Below are 22,664 nucleotides of genomic sequence, written 5' to 3' on the forward strand. Positions count from 1 at the left end.
TTGTTAGGTGTTAATATTAAATTGTAAGAAAAAGGTGAGATTACTATACAAGACTTTAAAGGTCATACAGTAGAGTAAATGGAGGAGAGAATTATGGGAGAGTTAAAAGGAAGAGTTACAATACCAACTGATTCTAATATGAAAGAAGAAATAAAAAATATTATAGATAGATGGGGAGCTGACGCATTAAGAGATTGTGATGGAACCAAGCTTTCTAAGGACATAGTTGACTTAGGTGTTAAGTTATATTCTACATACTTAACAGTTAGAAGTGATCAGGAATGGGCTAGAGAAAATAAAGATGAGTTACAACAGCTTTACTTAATGTCAGAACCTGTTATTGCTAAATCACAAAAAACTGAAATAAAAATATTAGCTGGATATTATGATCAGCAATTTGAAATAGATAAAGTTCATGATGAAAAGAAATGGTGGGAAGTTATAGATAGAACTACTGGAGAAGTCATAGAAACTTCAAAATGGAGTTTTAATAAAGAAAATGAAATATTAACTGTTGAAGAAACTACACCTTATCATGAATATACAGTAAATTTCTTAGTTTATATGGTTTGGGATCCAACTCAAATGTATAACCATATAACTAACGATTGGGGCGATAAACCTCATGAAATGCCTTATGATTGTAGACAAGCTAAAACTAGTGTACATGTTAAAGAGGCTTTAAAGAAATGGATGGATGAGAATCCAGAAGTTGATGTAGTTAGATTTACAACATTCTTCTATCACTTTACATTATGCTTCAATGAAGTTGCTAAGGAGAAGTTTGTTGATTGGTTTGGATATAGTTCATCAGTAAGTCCACTTGCTTTAGAACAGTTTGAAGAAGAAAAAGGCTATAAGTTAAGACCAGAGGATATAGTTGATGCTGGTTACTATAATTCAACATTTAGAGTGCCAACAAAACAATATAAAGATTTTATAGATTTTCAATGTCAACATGTTTCAAAAATGGCTAAAGAGTTAGTTGATTTATGTCATGAAAATGGAAAAGAAGCAATGATGTTCCTAGGCGATAACTGGATAGGAACAGAGCCTTATGGAAAGTATTTCCCAAGCATTGGATTAGATGCAGTAGTTGGCTCAGTCGGTAATGGAACAACTATGAGAATGATAGCTGATATTCCAGGAGTTAAGTATACAGAAGGAAGATTCTTACCATATTTCTTCCCAGATGTATTTAATGAAACAGGGGATCCTGTTGGAGAGGCAAGAGAAAACTGGCTACAAGCAAGAAGAGCTATATTGAGAAGTCCATTAGATAGAATAGGATATGGTGGATATTTAGGACTTGCAGTTAAATTCCCAGAGTTTGTTGAGCAAGTTGAAAAAATATGTGATGAGTTCAGAGAAATTCATAACACTATAAAGGGAACTAAAGCTTATACAACACCATTTAAGGTTGGAGTATTAAACTGTTGGGGTAAATTAAGAAGTTGGCAAACACAACAGGTAGCTCATGCACTATGGTATAAAGAAATATATTCATATGCTGGAATAGTTGAATGTTTAAGTGGTATGCCAGTAGAAGTAGAGTTCATAAGTTTTGATGATATATTAGAAAATGGTATTCCAAATGATATTGGAGTTATGATAAATGCTGGAGATGCTTACACTGCTTGGAGTGGTGGAGAGTATTGGAAAAATCCTAAATTAGTTTCTATGATTAGAAATTGGGTTAATAATGGTGGAGGATTCATAGGGGTTGGAGAACCAACAGCAATACATTATGAAAATAAGTTCTTCCAGTTAGCAGATGTTTTAGGAGTAGATAAAGAGGTTGGATTTAGCTTAAGTACTAGAAAGTATAATGAATTAAACCCATATCATTTTATAACTGAAGAAATTGGGGAAAAGCCTATAGATTTTGGTGAAGGAATGAAGGGTGTTTATGGCAAAGGTGATAATTATCAAGTTTTAAGAATGGATTTTGGTAATGAACACTGCTTAAAGAATAACTTTAGAGGAGATACAACTTGTGCTGTAAACACATATGGAAAAGGTAGAAGTGTTTATTTTGCAGGATTCCCATACACTCCAGAAAATTGCAGAATTTTATTAAGAGCAATTTATTGGGCTGCAAGTAAAGAAGACGAAATGAAAAAATTCTATGTAACTAATATAGATACTGAGTGTGCTGCATTCTTAGAAGTAGGAAAGATGGCTGTAATAAATAACACTCAAGAAGAAAAGGTTACAGATGCATATATAAATGGTGTTAAGGTTGAAACTTTAACTTTAGAGCCTATGGAAATTAGATGGCTAGATATAAATAAATAAGCTTTTTCTTTTAATTCCCTTATATTAAAGATCCTTAGTGTAATTTTCACTAAGGATCTTTTTAATGTTTACAGAATGTTGTACAAATCTTAATAAAAAATAGTGATTGAAATTATTGTTTTAATTTCAAATAAATTACATATATGATAAAATATTAAAAGAATATAGAAATTATGCTGAGGAGTGAGGAAGATTATAAAGAAAATAATAAATATCTTAGGTGAAATATCGAATTTTCTTAGAAAAACTTCTATTAAAAATAGGCTTATAGTTTCTTTTTCCATAGGAATAATATTTTGTAGTAGTATATTAGGAATACTCTTATACCAAAAAGCTACTAATGCACTGAAAATTAATGCAATCAATTATTCAGAAAATATGCTTTCAATCATGGATGAAGACATTTACAAGAATAAAGAGTTTTTAGAAAGAGCATCCGTTGAATTATCTATAAATGAAGAGATAGCAGATCATCTTATAAATTATAAGTTTATGGATGGAAAAGAAAAAAATGAATTTCTAAAATATATGAATGATTATTTATCGAAGAAATTATCACTTCTACCTAACTTAGCAGAGGTTGAAATAATATCAAAGGACTACGATGTAGTTTATATGCAGGGATTCAAATATTTTAAAAGAGGGGATATCGAAAAGTATGCTGATGAAGCAGAGGAGGGATTGATTTGGTTTTCTACTCTTTTAAATAATGAGGAGCATATATGTATAGCAACTCCAGTAAAGCAAGATGAAAATACCGTTGGATATGTTTTTATGGCTATAAAAAATGAGGTTTTTACATCTTCCTTTTCTCTTTTAAATATAAAAAATGGAAGTGAAACATTTATAATTGATGAAGAAAACAACATAATAATTTCTGAGAATAATCTTAATAGAGATTTCATATTAAATCAACCATATTTAAATAAATTTCTTGGAACTAAAGATTCGAAGGATACGGTTAGAAGGATATTAGTTAATGAAGAAAACTATGTGGCAACCTATAGAAAATTAAAGGGGTTTAACTGGTATATAGCATCAATAACTCCTTATGATTTTATAAATTCAGATATTCAAAGTTTAAGAAAAGAAATGATAATAATAAGCGTGCTTTTTATTTTAGTAATTTTAATATTTTCATATTTTCTATATTCAAGCATTAAGGTACCTTTATACAATCTTTTAAACAAAATGAAAAGAGTATCTAAAGGTGATTTAACTGTTGAAGTAAATGATTTTTATAAGGATGAAATTGGTGTGATTTCTGATAATTTTGATTCTATGCTAAGAAGAGTAAATGACTTAATTAAAAAAACAAAGTTACAAGAAATAGAGAAAAGGGATTTAGAAATAAGAATGTTACAAGCGCAAATTAATCCTCATTTTCTTTTTAATACATTAAATTCATTAAAGTGGACAGCTTTAATGAATCAAGATTATACAGTAAGTGAAGGGCTTAGCTCTTTAGCAGAACTTTTAAGAAATACTATTATAGATAAAAATGAACTGGTGACTATTAAAGAGGAACTTGATAATATAAAGAACTATGTTGTCATTCAAAAAATAAGGTATGGTAATTCTTTTGATGTTGAATATGAGGTAGATGAAAATTTATTGGATAATAAGGTAATAAAGTTCATTCTTCAACCTATAGTTGAAAATTCAATAATTCACGGTATTGATGAAAATAAGGAAAATCAAAAGATTATTATTAATGTTACTGAAGAAGGCGAAGAGATTTTAATATCTGTTAAAGACAATGGAAAAGGTTTTAATAGTAAGGAAAAGGTAAAAGACAATAAACTTTCTGGTATTGGATGGAACAATGTTGATGAAAGAATAAAGTTAACTTTTGGGGTAGGTTATGGAACAACTATTAATAGTGAAATAAATAAAGGGACTGTTGTTAGAATAATAATTCCAAAAAGAATTTAAGGGGGAATTTTTATGCTTAAGGTTATTATTGCTGATGATGAGAAAATAGTTAGAATTGCCATGCAAAATATAATCGACTGGGAGGCACATGGATTTAGTATAGTTGGGTTAGCTCAAAATGGAGAAGAGGTTTTGGATATACTAAATAAAAATGGTGCTGATCTTATAATAACCGATCTTAAAATGAAGGGGTTAAATGGAATTGAATTAATTGAAAAGCTTAAGGAAGTAAATTTTAAAGGGAAAATACTTGTTCTAAGCAATCATGGTGAATTTGAATTAGTTAGAGAGGCTATGAAAAAAGGAGCAGCTGATTATTTATTAAAAATAACTCTTAGACCAAAGGAATTAGAAGAAATTGTAGATAAGTTCCGTGAGAATTTAGAAGAATTGAAAGAAGATGAAAAAAAGGAAGAAAAGTTAAAGAGTGAGTTCAATAAAACTAAAAAAATAGCAGAACTATCTTTAATAAGAGAATATCTTAAAGATGAACTTTTATATGATGAGCTTTTAAGTAAATTTCCTAATTTAAGTTTTTTAAATAAAGGAGATGGAGTTTATAGTGGAGCGTGTATTTGTATAGACAACCATAAAAAGGTTTATGAAGATAAGATAAAAGATAAAAATAAATTAACTGTTACTATAGAGAACATAATAAAAGAAGAGTTTAGTTCTAATGAAATTAAGATTATTCCAATAAACAATCATAAATATCTTTTTATTTCAAAAATGGATGCTACTAATTTAAAGCTTAAAACAGTTAATATTCAAAATTTAATAAAGCTTTATTTAAATATTAAAGTAAGTGCAGTTATTTTATCTAAAATAGAGAATGTACAAAGACTGAAAGAATTATTTAAAAAGGGAGAGGAAATTCTTAGCTTAAGATTCTATGGAAAGGAAGGTTCTTTAACTGTTATTGATGATTTTCCAGGCTTTGGAGATGCTATAAAACTTAAGAAAGAAATTACAGATGCTATTTTAGAAAATATAGAATTAGGAGAGATTTCTGCTAACAAAGAGCTTATAAAAGAGCTTGTTAGAAGATGTTCTAATATGAACATAAAACCTGAAGATTTAATAAACCATGTTAATTTTATTTGTGAGTTAATAGAAAATCATGAGTATGTTCAGGAAGAAAATTCAAATGATTTAAAATTTCTTAAGGAAACTATATTAAAGAGTGAAAATGTGGATGAATTAATAAATAGTTCCCTTAAATCAATAGATTATATAAATCAAAGATATATAAAAAGTAAAGAATTAAATTATAAAAAAGAAGTTAATGAAATTATAAAGTTTATAGAGAGAAATGTGGATAAGAGAATAACCTTAGTTATGGTTGCTAATGCAGTTAATTTAAATGAGAGTTATTTAAGTAGGATTTTTAAAAATGAAACTGGTAAAAACCTTATGTATTTCATAAATGAGGTAAAAATGAAAAAGGCTAAGGAATTATTAAAATCTCCAGATAATTTAGTTAAGGAAGTTGCTAATAGCATTGGAATGACAGATCAATTTTACTTCAATAGAGTTTTTAAAAAGTTTTATGGTGTAAGTCCATCTAAATTTAAAAAAGATTATAGCAATAAAGTTTTGTCATAGATATGTATTATTTTTGTTTTGAATAAATGTTGTAAAAAAAGTGCATATTTAAGTAAAATCCTTATATTCAAAAAATTTCCATTAAGAAGTATCATAAGAGTGTAAAGAAAATGTTTACAAGAAATGAGTAAGGGTATTGGAGGAGAGAGATTATGAAAAGAAAATTAGTTAAAATGCTAACAGTTGCATGTGTTACAGCTATCGCTGCATCTACATTTGTTGGATGTGGTAGTAAAGATGAAGCACCAAAAGATAATGAAAAACCGTCAACTGAGCAATCTGATGGTTCAGGAGAGAAAAAAGTTTTAGAAATAGCTGTTTTTGAAGGTGGATTTGGTAAAGACTACTGGGAAGCTTGTATAGATGCTTTCGAGGCTGCAAATCCAGGTGTAGAAGTTAAGATGGAGGCTAACCCTAAAATTGGTGATATTATAAGACCAAAATTATCATCAGAAAATACACCAGACTTCATATACTTAAGTTCAAACGACCCATCAGGTATAGCTAATGCTTTAGTAAAAGATAAAGCTTTAGTAGATTTAACTGATGTATTTGATAGAGAAGACCCAGACAATCCAGGACAAAAATTAAAAGATAAAATATTACCAGGTTTCTTAGATACACCACTTACAACTCCATATGGAGATGGAAAAGTGTTCTTAGCACCACTTTACTATAACGTTACAGGTATGTGGTACAATAAAGCTTTATTTAAAGAAAAAGGATGGGATGTTCCAAAAACTTGGGATGAATTCTTTGCTTTAGGTGAAAAAGCTAAAGCTGAAGGAATAGCTCTTTATACTTATCAAGGACAAGCTCCAGGATATAATGAAGCTATAGTATTCCCAATGTTAGCTAGTGCTGCAGGAGAAGAGGCTGTAGAGAAGATATTTAATTATGAAGAAGGAGCTTGGAAAGATCCAAATGTTAAGAAGGCATTAGATGTATTCCAAAAGATGGCTGATGAGGATATGGTTCTTAATGGAACAGTTGGTATGTCTCATACTCAAGCTCAAGTTGAGTTCTTAAATGGAAAAGCATTATTCTTACCATGTGGTAGCTGGTTAGAAGGAGAAATGAAGGATGCTATACCAGAAGGATTTGAATTCGGATTTATGGCTCCACCATCATTTAAAGAAGGGGATACTCCATATGTAACTACTACAATAGAGCAAATGTATATCCCTGCTAAATCAGATCAAGTTGAATTAGCTAAAGATTTCTTAGCATTCCAATACACAGATGCTATGGTTCAAAAGAATGCAGAGATAGCTAAAGCTGTAGTTCCAGTTAAAGGAGCAGTTGAAAAAGCTAAATCTTCATTAGACGCATCAGGATATGAGTCTTATAAGGTAGTTGAAGAGGGAGCTAAACCAATCCCACTTTCATTCAAACCAACTAACTCAAAGATTGACTTTAGACAAGATAGCGTATTTGCACCAATAGGAAGTATCATAAACAAAGAGTTAACTGTTGACGAATGGATAGAGAACTTAGAAGCAGATTCTCAAACTATGGCTAAAGAAATTGTTGAATAATTACTAAATATAAAGCAAAAGTATTGAGAAGGAGGAGAAATTCTTCTCCTTCTTTAAATTTATAGGGGGTGAAATTTCATGAACAGTAATAAAAGGAAAATATTTTTAGCAATGTGTGTGTTGCCTGCACTTATACTATTTACAATATTTATGTTGTATCCAATTGGAAAAGGGTTCATGATGTCTTTATATGAATGGAGTGGGATTTCAGGAGAGCCAGTATTTGTAGGGTTAGAAAATTTTCAGGCACTTTTAAGTGATAGATATTTTAAAGAAGCATTTGGGAATACATTTTTCATAATAGTTTTATTTCCAACAATAACAATAACCCTTTCTTTATTCTTAGCAGTAGTAATAACTCAAAGTAAGCTAAAAGAGAGGAATTTCTATAGAGTTATACTATTTTTCCCAAATATATTATCAATGGTTGTTATAGGGGTTTTATTTACATATGTTTATGACCCATCAATAGGAATACTTAAAGCATTTTTTGAAATGATAGGACTAGATAAGTTAGCTGGATTAGCATGGCTTGGAGATTCAAAGTTAGTTCTATGGGCATTAGTTATAACTATGGTATGGCAAGCTGTTGGTTATTACATGGTAATTTATATAGCTGGATTAGATGGAATATCACCTTCACTTTACGAAGTGTGTTATTTAGAGGGAGCTTCAGCTTGGCAAAAGTTTAGATATGTAACATTACCTCTTTTATGGGATGTTGTTAGAGTAACCTTTGCTTTCTTTATAACTGGTGCACTTAACCTAAGTTTCATATTCGTAACTGTAATGACTAAGGGTGGGCCAAATGGGAAATCAGAAGTTTTATTAACATACATGTATAAGCAAGCATTTACAAACTCTCAATATGGATATGCCATGGCAGTTGGAGTAACTATATTTGCCTTTGCTATGATCCTTGCATTAATAATTAACAAGTTAAGTGATTCTGATGCAAGAGAAGAAAAGAGAATTAAAAAATTACAACAGAAAGGAGTGAGATAACATGTTAGAAACTAAGAAAAAGAAGAATGTCGGGTTAGATACTGAAAATAAAACTAAAAAAATAATATCACATACTTTATTAAGAGTAATATTAATAGCTGCAACTATTTTAGTTATAGTACCAATAATATGGACAATAATGTCTTCATTCAAAACTACTAAAGAGTTCTATGCAAGCCCATGGGCTCTACCAACAAGTTTTGGATTTGCAAACTATGTGACTGCATTTACTGAAGCTAACATGGGAGCTTACTTCCTTAACTCAATTTTAGTAACGGTAATAGCTATGGTTTTATCATTATGTTTAAGTGTTCCAGCATCTTATGTTTTAGCTAGACAAAAGTTTTTTGGATGTAATTTTATAAAGAACTTATTTATGGCTGGATTATTCATTCAACCTGTATATATCATAGTTCCTTTATTTACAATATTAGAGAAAATGAAGTTATTAAATAATCTTTTTGCATTAGCTCTTGTATATGCAGTACTAAGTTTACCTTTCTCAATCTATATAATGAGCGGATTTATGAAGGGTATTGCTAAGGATTATGAAGAAGCTGCAATGATAGATGGATGTACTAATCTTCAAATATTAACAAAGATAGTAGTTCCATTAGCTAAACCAGGTATAATAACTATTATGATATTTAACTTCATGAACTACTGGAATGAGTATGCTATGGCAATGACTTTCATAACAGATGCAGAGAAAAAGACATTACCTGTAGGTCTACAAAACTTAATGGAAGTTCAAAAGTTTGCTACTGACTGGGGTGCATTATTTGCAGGACTAGTAATAGTAATGGTGCCTACAATGATAATTTACTCATTAGTTCATAAGAAACTAACAGAAGGTGTTAATATTGGTGGAGTTAAAGGTTAAAAAATAATTTTTTAATATATAACCAATATAGTTTAAAAAAATCAGGTATTACTTTAAGAGTAGTACCTGATTTTTTATTTATAATAAAGGGCATATTTAGAAGTATTTGAACACTCTATTTTTTATTTACAGTGAGGAGTATGTTCATTTATGAATTTTACTATATAATTAATTAGTGTGGATAATATAAAATTTTTGTATATTAAGTACATGGTTTTATACTATAGATTTTTAAGAAAAATTATTTCAATAAATTATTTATACAATTTAATAATTTAAAGTTAATAATAATGTGAAATTTATTAAATTAAAATGGAGGGAATATGGCGAAAAAAAATACAAAATCATGGGTTATTACCTTAGGAATTTTAATAGTTATTTTAGGAATATATTTTTTTGTTCCAATTGTAAATAGTAAAGTAAATCAAATGATTTTTTATTTAAGCAGTATGAATTTGGATATGATAAAAGAGTATATACTTTCTTTTGGTATATGGGCTCCAATAATATCATTTTTATTAATGGTACTTCAATCTATAATTGCTCCAATACCAGCTTTCTTAATAACTTTAAGTAATGCAGCTATATTTGGATGGATTAAAGGTGCTATATTATCATGGAGCAGTGCTATGGCTGGAGCTGCCTTATGTTTCTTTATAGCAAGAGGATTAGGGAGAGATGCGGTTGAAAAATTAACTAGTAAATTTGCGTTAAAAGATATAGATGAATTTTTTGAGAGATATGGTAAGCATACTATATTAATAGCTAGATTATTACCATTTATATCTTTTGATATAGTTAGCTATGCAGCTGGATTAACATCAATGAGTTTTTGGTCATTCTTTATAGCTACTGGAATTGGTCAATTACCAGCAACAATAATATACTCTTATGTAGGTGGAATGCTTACAGGAGGAGCACAATTACTTATGAGCGGACTTTTAATCTTATTTGCTTTAAGTATAGCTATATATGTAGGTAAAAAAGTTTGGAATGAAAAGAGAGGTAAAAATGTCAACTAAAGAACTAAAGAAAAATTTAGAAAATTGTATTGATTGTGGACTTTGTTATAAAGTTTGTCCTATGATGAGTACCTTTGGAGAGAGTCCTAAAAGTATATTAAATAGTATTAATGAAAATAAAATTAACTTTGATGATATCTCATATTCTTGTATGCTTTGTAATGCATGTACTGAGGTGTGTCCAAAGGAAATAAATTTAAAAGATATGTTTCATAAATTTAGGATAAAATCTTACAGAGAAAATTTAAAAGACACTAGAAAAAAATTTAACTTAAGAGTTGTTCAAGCTCATCAAAAAGGAAGCTTTTCTAAGTTTTTAACCTCAAAAAATAATAATAAAATAGCAGAAAAAGTCTTTATTCCAGGATGTAGTTTAAGTGGATATGATAATGATATTATTATGAAAGTGAAAAAATACTTAGATGAGAACTTAGGAGAAACAGAAATACTATTAAAGTGTTGTGGAAAACCTTCCAAAGATATTGGAGATTTAGATTTATTTGAAAGCAATCTTAAGTATATAGAAGAAAGCTTAAAAAATAAAAATGTTAATGAAATAATAGTTGCTTGCGAAAATTGCTACAAAACTTTTGGAGAAGCTTTTAAGGATATTAAGGTAATAACACTATGGGAAGTTATTAATGAACTTGGAGTACCTGCAGAGCTTAAAAATAAGTATTTGAATTGTAAGGAAAAGTTTGCTTTGCATGATCCATGTCCAATAAAAAAAGAGGAACAAATACATGAATCAGTTAGAAATATTCTTAATGAATTAGGAATAAAAATAGTTGAGTTTGAAAAAAATAGAAGCAAAACGGAATGCTGTGGCTGTGGAGGTATGGTAGGAGTTACTAATAAAGAGCTATGGGAAAGTCAGAAAAATAAGAGAGCAAACTCTACAGAATGTGAGAATATAATTTCTTATTGTGAATCATGTGTTAATACCTTTAAATCTTCAAATAAAAATGTACTGCATATATTAGATTTGATTTTTAATGAGGAGGTTATTAGTGGAAAAATTAAGAGTCAGAAAAATGTGAGTACAATTAATCAATGGATAAATAGAATTAAATTAGCTAACAAAGTAGGGAGAGAAGATTAATGTTAGATACTTATGGAAGAAAGTATGTAAATCCATTTATAGATTTAGGTGCTAATATTTTATTAAAGTGTAAGCTGACACCAAACAGTGTTAGTATAATAGCCTTAATAATAGGAATTTTAAGTTCTGTATTGCTTTATTTTGATAAATTGATTTTAGCTGTAGCATTTCTTTGGATATCAGGATATTTGGATTCAGTAGATGGTGCTATGGCAAGAAAAAAGAATTTAACTAGTGCTTTTGGAACACTTTTAGATATAACTTTTGATAGAATTGTAGAATTAAGCATAATTTTAGTTTTAGCTTTAAAGTTTGAAAACAGTAGATTAGAATTATTGATTTTAACCATGATGATATTAATATCTATGACAATATTTTTAACTGTAGGTGCTTTAGCAAAAAATAATGGAGTTAAATCTTTTAGATATCAAGCAGGAATAGCAGAAAGATCAGAAGGATTCATTTTCTTTTCTTTAATGATTTTACTATCATATACTAAATTGGAGTTAGTAACCAATATATTTTCTATAGTAATATTAATAACAATAATACAAAGAGCACTAGAAGCTAAAAAACTTTTAACATAGAATAGACGTTTTTTTATTTAAAGTTCTGTTTTAGGTGAATTTAAAACAGAGTCGTGTCTAAAAATTCTGTTCAAATAGAATTATATAAATTTATAAATAAATCTTTATTTTAGTGATTTTTTTAATAAAGTATTAAGAGATAAATTGATGATTACATAATTAAATGTTAAGTTAATTTACACTAAATTAACTATGAAATGTATTTTATGACAATATATTTAATTAGATTTAAAAATATAAAGAATAATTTCAAAACAAATGGATAAAAATGCATACTGTGTTAAGTGTAAGTTAATTAATTAATTCAATGTTAAAAATAAAAAAATCTTATGATATACTAAGTTTGTTAAATAAAAATTCATAATGAAAATCAGGAGATGAAAAAAGAATGTTTAACTTAAATCCTAAAGAAGATAAATTTTATGACATGTTTATCGAAGAAGCAAAAAATGTAGAAAAAGCAGCAATGATATTAAGTGAAGCTTTAGGTGATCTTGGGAACAAGACAAGCCACGTAGCAAGAGTAGAAGAGTTAGAGCATAAAGGAGATGAAATAGTTCATAATCTTATAGAAGAATTAAATAATGCTTTCATAACTCCTATTGATAGAGAAGATATATTTTCTATAACAAAAAGAATGGACGATATTTTAGACTCAATAGAAAGTACTATGCATAGATTCACTATGTTTAATATAAATGAGTCAAGAGAAGGTGCTAAAGTTTTAGGAAATTTAATAGTTGATGCAGCTAAGGAATTAGTAGCTTTAATGGAAGAATTTAAGCATATGAAAAAGAAAAATAAAGAAATTACAGAGAGAGTAATTTCAATAAATAAAATAGAAAACAAAGGAGATGTTTTCTATAGACAAATAGTTTCAGAATTATTTGCTGAGGATGGAAAAACTCCAGTTCTTGAAATAATAAAGTGGAGAGAAATATATAAATTCTTAGAAGCAACTTTAGATAGTTGCGAGGCTGTAGCCAATATAGTTGAGGGAGTTGTGATGAAGTATGTCTAGTACTTTAGCGGTAACTATTGTTATCATTCTCTTAACATTACTTTTTGACTTTATAAATGGATTTCATGATACAGCAACTGCCGTTGCTACATCAATTTCAACAAGAGCTCTTTCACCTAAAGCAGCCATAGCTTTATGTGCTATATTTAACTTTATAGGGGCTTTTTTAGGAACTGAAGTTGCTAAGACTGTTGGAGATGGTATAGTAGATCAAAGTAAAATGCCTTTATGGGTAATTGCAGCAGTTATATTAGGAGCTATTATATGGAATCTTATTACTTGGTATTTTGGAATTCCAAGTAGTTCGTCTCATGCCCTAATAGGTGCTTTAATAGGTGGAGGAATAGCTTATTCTCATTCAATTAACATAGTAAGTTGGGGAACACTTTTTGATGAAGTAATTCTTTGGCTTATATTATCACCAATTATAGGTTTAATAGTTGGATACATATTTATGATTTTATTAAACTGGGCTTTAAGAAAATGCAAGCCAGGTCCTGTAAATAGAATATTCTCAAAGTTACAAGTAATATCAGGAGCATTAATGGCATTAAATCATGGAGGCAATGATGCTCAAAAATCAATGGGTATAATTACTATGGCACTTTTAAGTGGTGGATTTTTATCTACTTTTGAAGTACCAACTTGGGTTATAGCTTTATGTGCTATTGCTATGGCTACAGGAACTTCAATAGGTGGACAAAAGATAATAAAAACAATGGGAAGTGGAGTTGCTAAATTAAACCCAGTTAACGGATTTGCGGCACAAACTGGAGCTGCAGGAGTTATTGGGATAGCCACTATGTTCCATGCACCAGTAAGTACAACTCACATAATAACAACTACTATAATGGGAGTTGGAGCTTCTAAAAACCCTAAGGCTGTTAAATGGGGTGTTGCTAAGAATATAGTTTGGGCTTGGATATTAACAATTCCAATAAGTGCTGGTATAGCAGCAATAGTAGTAGAAATATTTAAGTTTATATTATAATTTAAATAAGTAAATATTATAGACTTATACTTTAAGTCATTGAAATATAGGTTAGATAAAATTTAAAGTGATTTTATCTAACCTTTTATTTATTTAATAATATTATATTTAAAGTTATCAAATATATAATATTTATTTATATATTTGTATTTGTTGTGAATATTAGATATAGCATTATTTGCAAGCAAACTTGTTGGGTATAATAATAAAGCGCAGGAGAAGGCTTCTTATTCGTAGTCTTGGTATACTATAGAGAAGATTCTTAGGCAGATTTATATCTAAAGGATGGAAAAATAGAATTAATCGATAATAAAACAAGAATATTTTTCTAAGATTTGCATTAGAAAATCTCTTTATAACACATCCTTTAGTAGAAGAGATAAATAATAAATGGGAAGTTTTTAAAGAGTTTAATAACAATTTAAAAAGCTTAATCAGCTTAATAATAAAAGGTGATGTATTTTTTTATACATCACCTTTTAATTATATTCTATTTATTTCTTTCAGAAACAGGTTTCTTTAAGAATCCTATTATAAGAGCAGCTACGATTGAGCCTACTACTATTGATAGCATGTATAAAAATGGATTTCCTTCAACTACTGGAATTACAAATATTCCACCGTGAGGAGCAGGTAAACCTATTTTAAATACCATTGATAACCCTCCAGCTATAGCTGAACCTATAACACAGGCTGGAATAACTCTAAATGGATCAGCAGCAGCGAATGGAATAGCTCCTTCAGTTATGAAAGTTAATCCCATTATATAGTTAGTAACACCAGCATCTCTTTCATCTTTAGTAAATTTATTTTTGAAGAAAGTTGTTGCTAAAGCTGTTGCAAGTGGAGGTACCATACCACCAGCCATTATAGCAGCATGTGGATAGTAGTTGCCAGAAGCAATCATTGCTATACCAAATGTAAATGCAGCTTTATTTATAGGACCACCCATATCTATAGCCATCATTCCACCTAATACTATTCCAAGAAGAACTAGGTTTCCAGTTCCCATGTTGCTTAACCATATGGCAATATTATTATTTAAAGCAGTTACAGGTCCCACAATTACTAAGTACATTAAGGCACCAGTTATTAGTATACCAAATAGAGGATATAGTAAAACAGGCTTAATACCTTCTAATGATTGAGGTAATTTACTAAATATTTTCTTTAATAATACAACTACATAACCACCTAGGAAACCGGCTATTAGACCACCTAAAAATCCAGATCCGCTATTATATGCTATTAAACCACCAACCATAGCAGGAGCAAATCCAGGTCTATCAGCTATACTTGATCCAATAAATCCAGCAAGAACAGGAATCATAAGGAAGAAAGCATTTCCACCACCAATATCTTTTAGTAATTTAGCTATTGGACTAAAAGTAGGATCATTTATTTCAGCTGAGTGAATACCAAACATAAATGATATGGCTATTAATATACCACCACCAACAACGAATGGTAACATATTTGAAACTCCATTCATTAAGTGTTTATAAAATCCTCTTCTTTCAGTCTTACCAGATGATTGATTAGAAGAATCACCAGAATGAGAATAAACTGGAGCAGAGCCACTTAAAGATTCATTTATTAATTCTTTTGGTCTTTTCATAGCTTGCACTACAGGTACTATCACGACCTTTTTACCATTAAATCTAGCCATTTCAACTTGCTTGTCAGCGGCAACTATTATACCATCAGCTTTATCTATATCTTCTTGAGTTAATTGATTTTTAACCCCTGTTGAACCATTTGTTTCAACCTTTATATTTATATTCATTTCCTTAGCTGTTTTATTAAGTGAATCAGCAGCCATATAAGTATGAGCAATACCAGTTGGACATGCTGTAACAGCTAAGACATACTTCTTATTTGAATCGTTTTCTTCAAGGTTTGAGTCTGATGATTCATCATCTTCTTCAAATTTATCAAGAAGTGAAATAACTTCTTGTGGTGTTTTAGCATTTAAAAGTCCATTCTTAAACTCAGGATTCATTAATAACACTGAAAGTCTTGAAAGAGTCTCTAAATGTTCATTATTAGCTCCTTCAGGAGCAGCTATCATAAAAACTATATTAACAGGTTCACCATCAAGTGAATCATAATCAACGCCATCTTTATATATACCAAGAGCTAAAGAAGCATTTTTAACTGCAGAAGTCTTAGCATGAGGAATAGCTATTCTTTCACCAATGCCAGTTGAAGATAAGCTTTCTCTTTTTAAAATTTCTTCTTTATAAAGAGCTTTATCATTTAATTTTCCGGCATTCCATAAAACATCAACTAATTGATTTATAACTTCATCTTTATTAGTTGCTACAAGATTAAGTTTAATTGTATCAAGACTTAATAATTGAGAAATTTTCATAGTTTACTCCTCCTCGTATTTTTTGATTTCTATAATTGGTAGTAGTTTATTAACATCTTCAGCAAGAGCTAAATCTAAAGAAAATGCACTAGCACTTCCTGAGGCTATTCCATTTTTAAAAGAAGCAATTAAATCTTTAGTCTCAACATATTTAGCTAAGAAACCGCCTACTAGAGAATCACCAGCTCCAACAGAATTTTTAACTTCGCCTTTAGGTGCGTTTCCTTTAAATACACCATCTTCAGTTATTAGTATGGCACCAGATCCAGCCATAGAAATTATTACATTTTCAGCTCCAAGAGAAACTAATTCTTTCCCATATTTAATAAGTTCTTTTTCAGAGTTGATTTTTACATTAAATATCTCTTCAATTTCATGATTATTTGGTTTTATTAAAAATGGTTTGTTTTTTATAGCCTCTAAAAGAGCCTTTCCAGAAGTATCAACAACTACTTTTACATTTCTTTGAGAAACTCTTTTTTGTATTTGAAGATATAAATCTCTAGGAAGAGTAGTAGGAATACTACCTGCAAGTACTAATATATCTCCTTCTTTTAATTGATCTAATCTATTGAAAAGTAAATTTAAATCTCCATCAGATATTAATGGACCAGATCCATTTATTTCTGTTTCTTCGTTAGACTTAATTTTTACATTAATTCTTGAATCTCCATTTACTTTTATAAATTCAGTTTTTACACCTAAAGAAATTAATTTATCTTCAATAAATTTACCAGTAAACCCACCTAGAAATCCTAATGCTATATTTTCAGTGCTTTGATTACTTAAGATTCTTGAAACATTAATTCCTTTTCCACCTGGAAATTTAAAGTCTTTAGAAGTTCTATTAACCTTTCCAAGTTCTAGATTTTCTACATCTATTACATAATCAATAGATGGATTAAGGGTAAGTGTATAAATCATTAAATATCGACCACCTTTATATCAGTTTTTTTATCATATGTACTATCTTCTGGTTTTTCGTTGGTTACTATTATACATTTATCAATATCAGCAAATTTTATAGTTGAAATTTCTCCGAATTTTGAGTCATCAACTAATAAATAAGATTTTCTAGAATTCTTTATTGCGCAATTTTTTATTATTGCTTCATCATTATCTGGAGTAGTTAATCCATAAGTGTGGTGCACTCCATTGGCTCCAATAAAGCATTTATCAAATCTGAATTTTGAAAGACACATTAGTGCATCGCATCCTGTTATTGCTTTTGTAGAAATTTTTACATTTCCACCAATTATGTAACATTTAATATTTTTTTGAATAAGCGTATCTATATGAGATAATCCATTACTTACTACAAGAATATCTTTATTTTCTAAGTAATCGATTAATTCATAGGTTGTAGTTCCTGCATCGATAAAAATACAATCTCCATCTTCAATTAAAGAAGCTGCATATTTTGCTATAGCTCTTTTCTCATGAATGCTTTTGGATGATTTTTCGTTATAGCTTAATTCTTTTGATACATTATCTAGTGATTTTGCCCCACCATGAACTCTTTTAAGCAAGTTAATTGATTCTAAGTAGCTAAGGTCCCTTCTTATAGTTGACTCAGAGCTTTCTGTAGATTCAAGCAATTCATTAAGAGTAACAAATCCTTTTAGTTTTAATAAGTTTAATATTATTTCATGTCTTTTTTCACTTAACATAATAACCTCCTAGAACCTTGTAATTAGATTATACAACCAAAAACAATCAAAATCAATAATAAACATTCAAAAGTTTTAATATTTATTATAATAAATTTCAACCTAATAACATATAAATTATTAAGAGTCAGAAAATTCTTGAAACAAGAGGTGTTTATAAATGATGAGTAGGGTAAGTGGTGAGATTAGTGTTATGGCTCCAGGAGACGGAATTGTTTTGGAGTATGTTGTTTTAAATAAGGCTTTCAAATTGTGTGATTTAGAGGACTTGATTAGCTTAAGTTCACATAATGAATTTTTCTTTTCACCAGTTGATGGAGAAGTTACTAATATTTCAAGAGAAGATGGCATCATAGAAATAAGAGTTAATGATGAAGTTGATGTAATAGTGAGTACCCATATAAACAAGAATATAAAATCTGTAGAACCTATGATTGATATTGGAGGAAATGTTTTGACAGGACAACCTCTTATGTATTTTGAAAAAGAATATGACTATGATTTACCAATTACGGTAGCAATAAAAAAATCTAATTCAATTTTAAGATTAGTAAAATCAAAAAATAAAAATATACTTGTAAATGAGTTTGTAATGAAGTTAAATTTAAACTAGAACAGATAGAGAATAATAAATTAAAATAAAGATAGATTGTATAAAAAATATACAATCTATCTTTATTTATTCTGCTCTGTATTCAAATTTATTTATTAATTTTTTAGTATATATTTTAAAGACTGACATAATTGGACTTCCAAGAATCATGCCTATAGGGCCATAAACGGCACCACCTATAGTTACACCTAGAATTACTAAAAATGGACTAAGACCAACTCTGTTTCCTATAAGTTTAGGGTCTAGGTACCAAGCATCAAATTGTTGTAATAAGAAAAGATAAATTAGAACAACAAGTGCTTTCATTGGACTTACAAATACATTTATAAAGAATCCAACAACCATTCCTATAAATGGACCAAAATAAGGAATCATATTAGTTATTGCAACTACTACTGATAATAAAAGAGCATATTCAGATCTCATTAATGATAATCCTATAAATGCTAAAATTCCTATGATTAAGGAATCAATAGCTTTTATACCTACATAAGAACCTATCTTATAGTTAAGTATTTTTACAAAATCTATTAACTCATTTCCAAATTTTTTACCAAAAATAATTTTTGTAACCTTAGCGCTTGAACTAAGGAACTTGTCCTTATCTACTAATACATAAATTGAAATTAAGAATCCAAATACCCAATTTATTATTGAACTAGTTAAGCTAATTGCCGTATCTAATAACCAATTTGACAATACTGTAACTAATGAACCTATAAAAGTAATTACCTTATTTGCATCACTTTGAGGTAAATAAGAATTTATTCCTTCTGGAATTTTTAAATTTGTCATTATTTCAGTAAATAAGTTTTGAACATAGATGGTAAAAGATGGTATATTATCTATTAATTCAACTAAGCTTGTATATAATTTAGGCAGTAAATAAGTTGCAGCTAAAGAAATTGATACAACAAATAATAAATAAGTTATTACAATACTAATTCCTCTTGACAATTGGAATTTCTTATTAAATAAATTGACAATTGGATTTAATATATAAGCAATAATAAAAGCTAGTAAAAAAGGTGATAGTATAGCTAATACAGTATGAACTCCAGACATAACGCTTGGTACGTTATCGATTAATTTTATTGATAAGTAAGATACTATTACCACTAATACTACTTTTATATATGTTTGATTGTTTTTAAAAAACTTATTCAATATGAAACCTCCTTTTATATGATTATCATCTAATTATATTTGTTTAAAATAAATTAATCAATTATAAGATACATAAGACTATCATAAATTAGTTTATTATATTTAAACTTAAGAATTTATTAAGAATAAATACTTTAATTAAATGTTAAAAATATCTAGAATTATTGATAAAAGAATTGATTGATTAGATAATATTTTATATATAAAATATTATCTTTAAGTATAGGGGGCATTATATTATGAATACTAAAGAAATACTATTGAATGAAACTCATGAAATGATGGAGGGAATTTATGAAAGACTTCAATCTTTAGAAAGTATATCATTAGAGGCTTTAGATAAAGAAAGAACAATGCTTTTAATAGTTGATATGAATAAAGGATTTGCAAAGGAAGGTGCTTTATATAGTTCGAGAATAGAAAGTTTGGTAAATCCAATAAGTAAATTAGCTAAAGTAGCTTTAGAAAAAGGAATGAAAGTTAAAGCTTTTACTGATTATCATACAGAAGAATCTGTAGAGTTAAGATCTTATCCTAAACACTGTATGGTTGATACTGAAGAGTGGGAATTAGTAGATGAATTAAATTTGGAAGGAATAGAAGTTATAAAGAAAAATTCAACTAATGGATTTTTAGAAGAAAAATTTAATTTCGATGAAAATAAAATAGATAACATAATAATAGTAGGGGATTGTACAGATATATGTATTTATCAATTAGCCATAAGTTTAAGAGCAGATTTTAATAGAGTTAATAAAAGTGGAGAAATATATGTACCTAAAAAGCTTGTAGATACATTTGATATGCCTATGCATAGAGGAAATTTTATGAATTATGTATTTTTAAACTCTATGCTTGATAATGGCATTAATGTTATTGAAGATGTTGTTATAGATTAAAGGCATATATTTCCTAAATAAATAATTAAATAATTAGCAAAACTAAATATTAATAGTTTAACTTATGATGAGGAGTTGTTTTTATGAGCGAAAAAAAAGGTAGGCTTAACCTAAGTCAATTAGTCCTTATGATATTTACTACAGTATTTGGTTTTGCTAATATGCCAAGAGCCTTTTATTTAATGGGTTATGGAGCAATCTTATGGTATGTAATAGCAGCTATAGCCTTTTTGATACCTTTTGCATTTATGATTGCAGAATATGGTGCTGCCTTTAAAACGGAAAAAGGTGGTATATATTCATGGATGGAAAAATCAGTAGGAGCTAAATATGCATTTATAGGAACTTTTATGTGGTATGCTGCTTACTTAATTTGGATGGTTAATGTATCATCAAGCATTTGGATACCTTTATCAAATGGTATTACAGGTAAAGATACGACAAGTACTTGGCATCTTTTTAATCTAAATTCAACTCAAACATTAGGAGTATTGGGTTGTATACTAATAATAGTTATAACTTCAATAGCTATAAAGGGTATAGATAAAATAAAAAAAGTTACAAGTACAGCAGGGATTTTTGTAATGCTATTAAATGTTCTTTTAATATTAGGAGCAATAATAATATGGGTTTTGAATGATTTTACTTTGGCTCAGCCAATTAAAAATACTATGGATTTTATAAATTCTCCTAATCCTGATTATCAAAATATAGTATCAGTATTATCTTTTTCAGTTTTTGCAATATTTGCTTATGGTGGAATAGAAGTTGTCGGAGGATTGGTTGATGAAACAGAAAATCCTACTAAAACGTTCCCTAAAGGAATAATCTTAGCTGCTACTATTATAGCTATAGGATATTCATTAGGAATATTGATGTGTGGAGTATTTACAAACTGGCAAAAAGTATTATCTTTTGATACCGTTCATATGGGAAACGTAGCATATGTACTAATGAGAAATTTAGGGTATGAACTTGGGGTAGCATTAAACTTAGCTGAGAGTAGTGCTTTAAGTTTGGGTTTATGGATTTCTAGGTTTGTTGGATTATCAATGTTCTTTGCTTTAGTTGGAGCTGTTTTTACTGGTGCATATTCTCCTTTAAGACAATTAATTGAAGGAACACCAGAGACTGTTTGGCCTAAAAAAATTGCTAAACTAGATGATGGAGTACCTAGAAATGCAATGATAGCCCAATGTATTATTGTTGTTGTAATAATATTATTGGTATCTTTTGGTGGAGAAGGAGCTTCAAAATTCTTTTCAAAATTAGTTCTTATGACTAATGTTGCTATGACAATACCATATATGTTTATAGCAGGAGCCTTTTATTCATTCAAAAGAAATAAAAATATAAAGAAGCCTTTCGAAATATATAAAGGTGAAGGGGTTGCATTATTAGGAACTTTCGTTACTGTTTTGGTAGTGGGATTTGCTAATGTATTTACAATAATTTCACCAGCTATAAATGGAGATTGGAGTTCTACTTTATGGATGATAGCTGGGCCCATATTTTTCTCTTTAGTAGCATTAGTATTATACAGTAGGTCAAAAGTTAATAAAAATTATTAAATATGGTTATTTGAATTTGTTATAAATTTTAGATGGAGTTATGTTAAAAGAATTTAATACTAGCATGACTCCTATTTATTTTTCTCTGAATTAAGTTTCATCTTATCTACGTAAGAATAATAGTCTTAAAGAGCGTTTTTTATGGAATCAAAATATTAAAGGAATATTATTTCATTTCACTGCATTATATAAGTTGAAGATACTAAATTAAATATGGACAAGTATTTATAATTATGTTATTATTTTAAAGTAAATCTTACGGGCGATGGAGTTCGCCATTAAATGCTTTATGCTAATGACTCCTACAAAATATAAGTTATAACTATATAACTTATATTTTGTAGGAGTTATTTTTTTGATAAAAAATTTTATTTAAACAAGAA

Annotated in this window: 18 protein-coding genes and 1 riboswitch; of the genes, 14 read left to right on the forward strand and 4 right to left on the reverse strand. The window is 28.7% G+C overall.

The features are described from left to right. Positions 1-93: 93 nt before the first annotated feature. The 11 genes from gnpA (at position 94) to AC2JAQ_RS02700 (ending at position 13,987) form a co-directional block, all read left to right on the forward strand. A complete protein-coding gene (gene gnpA / locus AC2JAQ_RS02650) occupies positions 94-2,298 on the forward strand; it encodes a 1,3-beta-galactosyl-N-acetylhexosamine phosphorylase (RefSeq protein ID WP_488457776.1) in 2,205 nt (734 codons plus the stop codon). Positions 2,299-2,481: 183 nt separating this feature from the next. Continuing rightward, positions 2,482-4,233, forward strand: coding sequence for a sensor histidine kinase (locus tag AC2JAQ_RS02655; protein WP_488457777.1), 1,752 nt, complete (start codon positions 2,482-2,484; stop codon positions 4,231-4,233). A 12-nt stretch (positions 4,234-4,245) separates the two neighbouring features. After that, a complete protein-coding gene (locus AC2JAQ_RS02660) occupies positions 4,246-5,838 on the forward strand; it encodes a response regulator transcription factor (protein WP_488457778.1) in 1,593 nt (530 codons plus the stop codon). Between the two features lie 152 nt (positions 5,839-5,990). Beyond that, complete coding sequence (locus tag AC2JAQ_RS02665) at positions 5,991-7,376, forward strand: carbohydrate ABC transporter substrate-binding protein (RefSeq protein WP_488457779.1); 1,386 nt, start codon at positions 5,991-5,993, stop codon at positions 7,374-7,376. 78 nt (positions 7,377-7,454) lie between these two features. Then, positions 7,455-8,381, forward strand: a complete 927-nt coding sequence (locus tag AC2JAQ_RS02670; RefSeq protein WP_488457780.1) for a carbohydrate ABC transporter permease — start codon at positions 7,455-7,457, stop codon at positions 8,379-8,381. A gap of 1 nt (position 8,382) precedes the next feature. Next, complete coding sequence (locus tag AC2JAQ_RS02675) at positions 8,383-9,264, forward strand: carbohydrate ABC transporter permease (RefSeq protein WP_488457781.1); 882 nt, start codon at positions 8,383-8,385, stop codon at positions 9,262-9,264. Between the two features lie 323 nt (positions 9,265-9,587). Further along, the gene (locus AC2JAQ_RS02680; RefSeq protein ID WP_488457782.1) at positions 9,588-10,286 is read left to right on the forward strand and encodes a TVP38/TMEM64 family protein; all 699 of its coding nucleotides are present in this window, start codon (positions 9,588-9,590) and stop codon (positions 10,284-10,286) included. Further along, the gene (locus AC2JAQ_RS02685) at positions 10,276-11,388 is read left to right on the forward strand and encodes a (Fe-S)-binding protein (RefSeq protein WP_488457783.1); all 1,113 of its coding nucleotides are present in this window, start codon (positions 10,276-10,278) and stop codon (positions 11,386-11,388) included. Before AC2JAQ_RS02680 ends, AC2JAQ_RS02685 begins: the two co-directional genes overlap by 11 nt. Continuing rightward, the gene (locus AC2JAQ_RS02690; protein ID WP_488457784.1) at positions 11,388-11,975 is read left to right on the forward strand and encodes a CDP-alcohol phosphatidyltransferase family protein; all 588 of its coding nucleotides are present in this window, start codon (positions 11,388-11,390) and stop codon (positions 11,973-11,975) included. The genes AC2JAQ_RS02685 and AC2JAQ_RS02690 overlap by 1 nt, the downstream gene beginning before the upstream one ends. Before the next feature lie 388 nt (positions 11,976-12,363). After that, positions 12,364-12,996: a DUF47 domain-containing protein gene (locus AC2JAQ_RS02695; RefSeq protein ID WP_423238316.1), complete on the forward strand. Its 633-nt coding sequence runs from the start codon at positions 12,364-12,366 to the stop codon at positions 12,994-12,996. Beyond that, positions 12,989-13,987: an inorganic phosphate transporter gene (locus tag AC2JAQ_RS02700; RefSeq protein WP_488457785.1), complete on the forward strand. Its 999-nt coding sequence runs from the start codon at positions 12,989-12,991 to the stop codon at positions 13,985-13,987. The genes AC2JAQ_RS02695 and AC2JAQ_RS02700 overlap by 8 nt, the downstream gene beginning before the upstream one ends. A 490-nt stretch (positions 13,988-14,477) precedes the next feature. Here AC2JAQ_RS02700 and AC2JAQ_RS02705 read toward each other — a convergent pair whose 3' ends face one another. The 3 genes from AC2JAQ_RS02705 to AC2JAQ_RS02715 are packed head-to-tail and all read right to left on the reverse strand — an operon-like array spanning position 14,478 to position 18,031. Continuing rightward, positions 14,478-16,361, reverse strand: coding sequence for a PTS fructose transporter subunit IIABC (locus tag AC2JAQ_RS02705; protein ID WP_488457786.1), 1,884 nt, complete (start codon positions 16,359-16,361; stop codon positions 14,478-14,480). A gap of 3 nt (positions 16,362-16,364) precedes the next feature. Next, a complete protein-coding gene (pfkB, locus tag AC2JAQ_RS02710) occupies positions 16,365-17,285 on the reverse strand; it encodes a 1-phosphofructokinase (RefSeq protein ID WP_488457787.1) in 921 nt (306 codons plus the stop codon). Continuing rightward, a complete protein-coding gene (locus AC2JAQ_RS02715; RefSeq protein ID WP_488457788.1) occupies positions 17,285-18,031 on the reverse strand; it encodes a DeoR/GlpR family DNA-binding transcription regulator in 747 nt (248 codons plus the stop codon). The genes pfkB and AC2JAQ_RS02715 overlap by 1 nt, the downstream gene beginning before the upstream one ends. 160 nt (positions 18,032-18,191) lie before the next feature. On the opposite strand from AC2JAQ_RS02715, the gene AC2JAQ_RS02720 reads away from it, so the two are divergent. Then, positions 18,192-18,644 carry a hypothetical protein gene (locus AC2JAQ_RS02720; RefSeq protein ID WP_488457789.1) on the forward strand — a complete coding sequence of 151 codons (453 nt, stop codon included), beginning with the start codon at positions 18,192-18,194 and terminating at the stop codon, positions 18,642-18,644. 66 nt (positions 18,645-18,710) lie between these two features. On the opposite strand, the gene AC2JAQ_RS02725 is transcribed toward AC2JAQ_RS02720, so the two are convergent. After that, entirely contained in the window at positions 18,711-19,811 is a 1,101-nt protein-coding gene (locus tag AC2JAQ_RS02725; protein WP_488457790.1) for an AI-2E family transporter, read from the reverse strand. 239 nt (positions 19,812-20,050) lie between these two features. On the opposite strand from AC2JAQ_RS02725, the gene AC2JAQ_RS02730 reads away from it, so the two are divergent. Both AC2JAQ_RS02730 and yjeM read left to right on the forward strand, forming a co-directional pair. After that, complete coding sequence (locus tag AC2JAQ_RS02730; protein WP_488457791.1) at positions 20,051-20,710, forward strand: cysteine hydrolase family protein; 660 nt, start codon at positions 20,051-20,053, stop codon at positions 20,708-20,710. Positions 20,711-20,793: 83 nt separating this feature from the next. Continuing rightward, positions 20,794-22,281, forward strand: coding sequence for a glutamate/gamma-aminobutyrate family transporter YjeM (gene yjeM / locus AC2JAQ_RS02735; RefSeq protein ID WP_488457792.1), 1,488 nt, complete (start codon positions 20,794-20,796; stop codon positions 22,279-22,281). 252 nt (positions 22,282-22,533) lie between these two features. After that, positions 22,534-22,593: riboswitch (Fluoride riboswitch) on the forward strand. The last annotated feature ends 71 nt before the right edge of the window (positions 22,594-22,664 follow it).

This window comes from Clostridium sp. LIBA-8553 (assembly GCF_057782465.1).